The 7,638-nt window shown below is 49.7% G+C and carries 10 protein-coding genes; 5 read left to right on the top strand and 5 right to left on the bottom strand.

Annotated features, from left to right (window positions below; translation table 11 throughout):
• Positions 1–463 precede the first annotated feature (463 nt).
• From KTN04_RS16370 to KTN04_RS16360, 3 genes are all read left to right on the top strand, one after another.
• On the top strand, positions 464–1,447 hold the full coding sequence (locus KTN04_RS16370; protein WP_217336298.1) for a nucleoid-associated protein: 984 nt from the start codon (positions 464–466) through the stop codon (positions 1,445–1,447).
• A complete protein-coding gene (locus KTN04_RS16365; protein ID WP_217336297.1) occupies positions 1,448–2,158 on the top strand; it encodes a pseudouridine synthase in 711 nt (236 codons plus the stop codon).
• Between the two features lie 84 nt (positions 2,159–2,242).
• Positions 2,243–3,097, top strand: coding sequence for an endonuclease/exonuclease/phosphatase family protein (locus KTN04_RS16360; RefSeq protein WP_217336296.1), 855 nt, complete (start codon positions 2,243–2,245; stop codon positions 3,095–3,097).
• On the opposite strand, the gene KTN04_RS16355 is transcribed toward KTN04_RS16360, so the two are convergent.
• The 5 genes from KTN04_RS16355 to KTN04_RS16335 all read right to left on the bottom strand — a co-directional run bounded on the left by KTN04_RS16355 (position 3,083) and on the right by KTN04_RS16335 (position 5,863).
• Positions 3,083–3,289 (bottom strand): hypothetical protein, encoded by a 207-nt coding sequence (locus KTN04_RS16355; RefSeq protein ID WP_217336295.1) that lies wholly within the window; start codon positions 3,287–3,289, stop codon positions 3,083–3,085. The two genes, KTN04_RS16360 and KTN04_RS16355, sit on opposite strands and share 15 nt — an antisense overlap.
• Positions 3,290–3,683: 394 nt before the next feature.
• Positions 3,684–4,124, bottom strand: coding sequence for a hypothetical protein (locus KTN04_RS16350; protein WP_217336294.1), 441 nt, complete (start codon positions 4,122–4,124; stop codon positions 3,684–3,686).
• 138 nt (positions 4,125–4,262) lie between these two features.
• Positions 4,263–4,799 (bottom strand): hypothetical protein, encoded by a 537-nt coding sequence (locus KTN04_RS16345; protein ID WP_217336293.1) that lies wholly within the window; start codon positions 4,797–4,799, stop codon positions 4,263–4,265.
• A 53-nt stretch (positions 4,800–4,852) separates the two neighbouring features.
• Entirely contained in the window at positions 4,853–5,254 is a 402-nt protein-coding gene (locus KTN04_RS16340) for a zinc ribbon domain-containing protein (protein ID WP_217336292.1), read from the bottom strand.
• 51 nt (positions 5,255–5,305) lie between these two features.
• A complete protein-coding gene (locus tag KTN04_RS16335) occupies positions 5,306–5,863 on the bottom strand; it encodes a zinc-ribbon domain-containing protein (RefSeq protein ID WP_217336291.1) in 558 nt (185 codons plus the stop codon).
• A gap of 157 nt (positions 5,864–6,020) precedes the next feature.
• On the opposite strand from KTN04_RS16335, the gene KTN04_RS16330 reads away from it, so the two are divergent.
• Together KTN04_RS16330 and KTN04_RS16325 are read left to right on the top strand one after the other, a co-directional pair.
• Entirely contained in the window at positions 6,021–6,644 is a 624-nt protein-coding gene (locus KTN04_RS16330) for a recombinase family protein (protein WP_217336290.1), read from the top strand.
• Between the two features lie 478 nt (positions 6,645–7,122).
• Positions 7,123–7,560 carry a hypothetical protein gene (locus KTN04_RS16325; protein ID WP_217336289.1) on the top strand — a complete coding sequence of 146 codons (438 nt, stop codon included), beginning with the start codon at positions 7,123–7,125 and terminating at the stop codon, positions 7,558–7,560.
• Positions 7,561–7,638: the final 78 nt, after the last annotated feature.

The raw sequence follows: 7,638 nt of genomic DNA, 5'->3' as shown, positions 1-7,638 counted from the left end.
GTCATCACAAAAGCCAGTATCTGATCACAAATGCCTTGGTGGAGGAAAGCTCAAAGACTGAACTGATTACTTTTTGTTCACGCTCTCGCCCTGGGGTGAAAGCTGCCGCATCAACCTTTTCAATGCACCGCTGGATTTTACCTTGATTGCTCTACTGGATTGAATTTATCAGGAGGATAATACCTTGGAGCTTTTGTGATGCCTTTGCATCTTTCCGTTTTTTATTTTTTATCGCCAATAAGATCTGATAGCTTTGATGGAGAATATAAATGGCTAAGGGTAAAGAGAAAAAACAGCCGACCAAAACACTGAAGGAAAAGCGCCGCGAGAAGCGCGATAAGAAACAGAACGACAGCTGACGCCTGGGCGCTCGCATGAGCGCCTTTTTAAATGCTAGCCGGGGGCGTTTTCGGTATGCGGATTGTTTATAATCGGCTCCCCGATCACCTTCAGGAGTCCAAGCATGCCCGCCACCGATGCCATCGCCCACCGCCTTACCCGTCGTACCGGCGAGCAGTCCTACAGCCTGCGCGAGACCCCCTTTGACAGTGAGACCGACAGCAACCGCCTGCTTAGCGAAATCAAGCCGCTGTTCACGCGCCGCGCCAGCAAGCGCTATGGCCGTTTTGCCGATGAAGCGACGCCGTTCAAGGGCCTGCTGATCAACTGGTTGGATGACAGCCTCGGCTTTACTCAGTTCAGCCACAAGGTACTGGAGCAGCTGGCGATGCTCATGGAGCAGCAGGATCTTGAAACCGATGGCCACTGGCTGTTTGTGGTCGAGGAACTTGAGGCTGCTCGACGCCTGTGGATCACCAGCCTCAAGCAGAAAGACGGCCTGCTGCTGAATGCGGATAACGACCTGCAGCATACCGGCTATATCGATTTTGCCAAAACCGGCCTGTGCGCCTGCATCGACCTGCATGACATGGGCAATCCGGACAAGAAGCGCTACCTGACCCTGAGTTTCGGCTTTGGCGACCGGGCCCTGCAGGCACCGTTGATGGAGTTTCTGGGCTTCACCGATACCGTGGATACCCAGGCCGATACCGAGCGCTTCATGGAAGTGGTGCGTGATTACAGCGAGGCCATGCCGGAAGAAAGCGCCAAACGCTACCAGAAGGAAGTAGCCGAGTTCTGCATGGAGCAATCCAAGGAGGGCGAAATGGTCAATTGTCATGCGTTGGCCGATGCGGTCGACTCTGTTGCCGAGGTGGCATTTGATGACTTTGTGGCCGAGCGCGCACCGGAACTGAAAGAAGAATTTATCCCCGACCGAAGCAGCCTGAAGAAGTACATCCGTTATACCGGCCGCACCCGTGAGGTGTCCATAAGCTTCAGCAACGAATCCCTGGGCAAGACCATCGCCTTTGACCCGGAAGCCGAGACCCTGACACTGAAGGAACTGCCGGCTTCACTGATCAAGCAACTCAAGGGCGAAGCCTGAGTGCGCCTGGACCGCTTTGTCTGCAAGCACACCGAACACAGTCACCAGACAGCACGGCGCCTGGTGGCTTCAGGCCGTGCCAGCGTCAATGGGCAGACGATCAGGGACCCACATTACCCGGTCAGTCACTTTTGTACCGTCATGCTGGACAACCGCCTGCTGCAGCAGCAACAGGCGGTCTACCTGATGCTGAACAAGCCGCCTGGCTACTTGAGCGCCACACGGGACCCCGAACATCCCACAGTTCTGGAACTGCTGCCCGAGGCCCTGCGGCCGCAGCTGCATATTGCCGGTCGTCTTGATCGCGCGACCACCGGACTGCTGCTGCTGACCAACGACGGCCACTGGTCACGCCGGATAACCGCCCCGGAAGAAAAAATACCCAAGGTGTACCGGGTTACCACCGCTGAACCGATCAGCCTTGAAGCCGAGGCGTGCTTCGCGCAGGGCATCTGGCTGGCGCGAGAAGGCGTGAGGACATCCGCAGCACAGCTGGAACGACTGGGCGCTCGCCAGTGCTGTCTGACAATTTATGAGGGTCGCCACCATCAGGTGAAGCGGATGTTTGCCGCCATCGGCAATGAAGTCACGGCCCTGCATCGAGAGCGCATGGGAACCCTGCTGCTGGACAAGAGCTTGCGGCCCGGAGAATACCGGGCCCTCACCGATGCTGAAATGACAGGATTTCAGGACTTGCGCACCGGCCTATGAGGTAAATCAAACCGGCATCATGGACGCCGGGGGCGCCCTCCCCTAAGCTGTAGCCAATGCTGTGCCACTGGACATATGACCCTCATGCTACACCCCACGCCCGATCAGTTGACCAGCCCACACACCCCAACCATAGCGGCCCCCTCTGCTCAGCCGGGACTCAAACTGCTCAGCTTCAACATTCAGGTCGGCATCCGCACCCAAGCCTATCACCACTACCTGACCCGCAGCTGGCAACATCTGCTGCCGCACCGTCATCGCAGCCGCACGCTGAAACAGATTGCCCGCCTGCTGCGCCAATATGATCTGGTCGCCCTGCAGGAAGTCGATGGCGGCAGCCTGCGCAGCGGGTTTGTCAATCAGGTGGAATATCTGGCCAATGCGGGCCAGTTTCCCTACTGGTACCAGCAACTTAACCGCAACTTCGGCAAGCTTGCACAACACAGCAACGGCGTGCTGAGCCGCTACCGACCCACTCAGGTGGAAGACCATGCCTTGCCCGGGTTGATTCCCGGCCGGGGCGCCATTCTGGTTCGTTTTGGCGAAGGCCCCCAGGCATTGCTGATCATCGTGCTGCACCTGGCACTGGGCGCGCGCACCCAGGACCGCCAGCTACGCTATATCCGCGAACTGATCGAAGCCCATCCACACGTAATCCTGATGGGTGACATGAACAACCCGCTGGAGCACCTGCTGAATCGACCCGCCCTTCGCGGGCTGAACCTGATCAGCGCCGATGAAAGCCTGCCAACTTACCCCAGCTGGCAGCCGCGACAGGCGCTGGACCACATTCTGATCTCGCCCGACCTGGAGCTGCGCAGCGCCCGCGTGCTGGACTACAACATTTCGGACCATCGTCCCGTGGCCATGGAGATCGGCCTGCCTCCGGCCCTGCAGCAACAGCTGCAGAGCACTGAGCGGGATTCAGAAGTCGTGTGACAGCGGACACAGTTGGTAAGACTTGATCGTGATCGCCTCAGTCGAGGCCAGCACCCGATAGAAGCAGATCTTGCGAGTGCCCTTGATTTCATGCCCAATCAGCGTGCCCTTAACCGCCTGTGCCGGCAGAGCGGTCAGCAGCAGGGTCAGCAAAAGGGTTATTCGTTGAAGTATCACGGTAAGGGTGCGCATGGACTCCTCCCTGAATCGTCACGCAAAAGGGTTTAGAGCGCCGCCTCAGCACAGGCTTGACGGTGTACACAACCGGATGACGGTATCTTGGCAGACAGTGTACAAGTGAACGACGGTGTTTTCAGGCACGATGCCAACACGGCTGTACAGCTAGGCTGGCCAGAGAGGTCGCGACAGCCACTGCAAGCCGTACGCACAAGAAAGGAGTGAGAGTCTGCCGATAAGCCGGTTGAGCAGACTCCATGCTCAGTACAATCAATGAGTTAAGAATGTATACGACCTAGTGTAGTCCACTCTGTAGTCCATGGTGTAGATCTACACCAAGCTGGCCTGAGAAACAACGTCCCTTATTACAAGGCTGTGTATGAACACGGTTTCAATTTCATACTGAGGATCACCTTAAGTTAGATCTGATACAAGAAGAGACTTCTTTAAAACCTGTTAGATCTATGGCTGCACTCCTTCTGCCTCCTTGAGGCCAAGGCGACCAAGAAATATTCATTACTCCACCTGAAGTCATATAAGAGTACAACTCACTATCAATAATAACCTTTTCTCTACCACTCCACCTCTTTCCGGCAATATGTATATAAACGGAAGATCTGGGATAAATCCCATAACTTTCAATAGGATAAACACTTGCTCTTGAACTACTACTATTCCCAACTTTAGTAGAGACACCAATAAAAGCAATATTGCCTTTAACTATACTACAAGTTCTAGAGCCACTAGCTACATCATAATGATTAGATATGCGCCATCGTTTTCCTAGACTGGTACAGCCGTAAATAAAAAATGGTATAATAATTATTGATAGTATTTTATATTTCATCATATGAAACCTTTTTCCTATTATAAAATAAAAAGGCATTTAAACCATGGACACATGTTGCCCTCTTTTAATTTAATTCCGAAGTACATCACTGATCTGCTAACTAAAGTCATTAAGGAAGTGAAGACCATCAGGTCTGAGTTACTTGATGGCTTCAGGGTCTAAGAGGGAGTCAAAAGCCTTGCCATTTGAACGCTCACAAAGCTCTCTAACCTTCTTCTCAGCATTTTCACCAGTTGAGAGGTGAGGCCAAGAACCAACAGTACGATAGTACTCATAACCTTTACCTCGACAGCGTGCCAAATGATCTTGCGGTAATGGTTTGACTGTGTAGGCAGCATACAAATTAGGATTTTCTCTGCATGCAGTTTTGATCTTTGGTAACGCCTGTTCGCCATTAGCAAGCACTGGGTACTGGCCTTCCTCTTGGTACTTAGCGATGCTTTTATGGAAGCAAGTGGTGTAGTCGTCACCCTGCTTGCCAACAGCCGGCCTTCTATTTGCATCTCTTTCTTCAGGAGTAGCTAAAAGAATAGGCACAATTATTAAAGCAGGGATGAGCAGTGACAGACCTAAGCAGCCCATCCTGCCTGATCCACTGGGCAACTTAGAGCCACAGTTCGAGCAATGAGTGGATGCATCTGAACTTTCTTTACCGCATTTCTTGCATACCTTCATGTCTTCTCCTTGACCGTCTTTACCTGCACATACTGGATTTGTCCTAAAGATCATCAGGGCTGCGTTGATCGTTCCTTAGATTCAGCAGCAACAGCAATCCTTTTGAGGTAATGCAATATTGCACCAAATGATGCGAACAGAATGCATTGCATGACACCTAAGAACAGCCAAAGCAACGCTGGTAGATAAAACTGTAGCCCTACCTGCACTCCTCTTGGAGCAGTAGGCCACAGAGTAGCGGTGATAAACAATCCAGCCAACAGAGAAATTACACCAAGGCCATTCAACCAACTGGTAAGTGCTGGGGCGCTTGTAACATTTGCATTTGTCACTACGCCTTGTTCTGAAACTTCTATTACTTCAGCGTTTTCAAGACTGGTGCCACAATTACTACATTGATATGCACCCTGCACCATTAGCTCACCACATTGTGGGCACTGTTTGCGCTTCGCCATCTTGTTCACTCCATTGATAAATACTGCTTTCTTTAGCAGAGCCCCCATCTATCAAGCATTGTCTAACCACTGACATTCGTAGGACTTATTAGTCATCCTTTCGATGAGGGCTCCTTTACTTTGAGCTTGATCTCTGAAAATCCATTTTGGTGTGGAAAAAACAACTTCAAGATTTACATTGTCGGTAGACTGAGCAGCAACATGCCATTGTTCGTCATCTACTTTTATAGCCTTCTTATCATCCCTATGACGTATTAGGATAACGTGCTTCAGGCAAGTATATTCTTCGATATACTCGTTGCCAGAGTATTCTTCAGACGTTACAGCATTTGATGGTTCATCCTTTTCCCTTGGAAGAATAATGCCAAAAGCCAAAATTGTTACGAAGAGTAACAGCACTCGCTTGGTGACTGAGAGCTGTTGTATTTTACTTCGAAGAGACCCTGTATCTTTCTTATTCGGCTTCAAAGGGGCAGCACTTTCTGTGCTTGTCCCATCTTGTAACAACGCACCACAATGAGTGCAGAATTTATTATCTGGTTGGTTTTCCTCACCACACTTGCCACAAAACATAAAACCACCTACCCATCCATGATGCTCAATCACCACATCCTATCAGCTTGCAGAGACAAGGAAAGCGATTCGTTTTAAGTATGCATCAGACAGACTGAAATTTTCAGACCGAAACAGGCCATAAATCAATTGACAGACCATTCTAAACATACTTTAATAAACGAACTATTCAAAACAGACTTAGGTGGTTGTCATGCAGATTGTTCGAGCTTATCTCCGCGCCAGCACTAAAGAACAGAACGCCAATAGAGCCAAGCAGCAGCTTCAAGACTTTGCAGCTCAACACAACCTGACAATTACCACCTTCTACGCTGAGAACGCTTCAGGTGCCACTCTCAACCGTCCTGAACTTATGCGCCTGCTGTCAGAGTCCAGCGAAGGAGACATTCTGCTTGTTGAACAGATAGACAGGCTGGCACGTCTGAGTAATGAAGACTGGGACAAGCTCAAGCGAATCATTAACGACAAGAAGCTAAAGATCGTTTCACCAGAGCTGCCCACTTCGCACGTACTACTGGAAAAAGAAGCCTCCTTTACCAGTGTTGTTCTACATGCAGTGAATAATCTATTGCTGGATCTGCTGGCTGCTACTGCTCGCAAGGACTATGAAGACAGACGTAGAAGACAGGCACAAGGTATTCAGACTGCCAAGCAGCAAGGCAAGTATGCTGGACGCAAGGAAGATTTAAGCAAGCAGACTGCCATCAAGTCTATGCTCAAAGACAAGCATTCATACAATGAAATCATCGAATCAGTAGGTTGCAGCAGATCCTTGGTTGCCAAAGTATCGAAGCAGTTGAAGGAAGAAGCAGCCTAAACAGTCTTATGCTGGTATCTGTCACGACCTGTTGATAGGCTTTTCAGATACCAGTGTTCATCTAAAGGAATAGAAAATGCCTCTTATCAAATGCAAAGACTGCGGTCACGACATCAGCACTGAAGCACCATCTTGCCCACACTGTGGCAGACTAACAACTAAGTCTTTTCGGGGTAGCCGCAAAGCCTTTGCACCATATAAATATCCGGGTTGCTTATTGATAGTTATCGGTATCATTGTCGGTGTAGCAACTTTTTCTTATGATACATTTACTTTTTTCCTTGTCGCGGGCTTTTTAATCCTAGGCATAGGACTTATCAGACACTTTGATTAGATAAACCAAAGTAAAAGTCATACCCTGTCTGGCGCTGATTAGAAACCGACAGGGGGGTCTTTTGGTCAGATTTTAAAGACCTTTATGAGAGTGGGTAGAAGTCTGTTAAGCAGCGGTTGAACAGATGCCTGTCAGGAAGGATTTATGCGATACAGAGAAGGTAAGCGTTTTGACTGGTTTGATACCCTTAATACAGCTTTCATTGATGAACTGGTTGAAACTCTTATCTGTAATATTTTGAGTGCTGATCAAGATGCCAAATATACGCCCAAAACTGAAAGAGAACGTGTGATTGCAAAACATGCTCTATCAGCTTTATATGCTGCATACCACTCTCTAGGGCATAGCTGGGTTTCATTCCCCAAGAGTAAAACATCATACTCAACGAAAGACACTAAAAAGGTGCTGTACTCTTACAGGTCTGCTGTGAAGGTATTTGATGCTTTAGTGAGGCTTGAGTGGATTGATATTTTAAAAGGTAATGAACAAAAGGGCTATACCCGAATATCCGCTAAAGGCGGTCTGCAGGCTATTTTTAACTCGCAAGGGTTTCAATGGTTCCCTATCAGGGCGAGAGCGTGAACATTTTTTAAGCATGTATCACCCTCTCCATGTACTCAATGTCCATGGCAGCCATCCGCTGTTTGCGCCGAATACCGG

This window comes from Marinobacterium weihaiense (assembly GCF_019061305.1).
In the GTDB taxonomy this organism is placed as follows: domain Bacteria; phylum Pseudomonadota; class Gammaproteobacteria; order Pseudomonadales; family Balneatricaceae; genus Marinobacterium; species Marinobacterium weihaiense.
The sequence above is the reverse complement of the archived record's forward strand: the minus strand, read 5'-3'. Positions and strand labels throughout refer to the sequence as shown.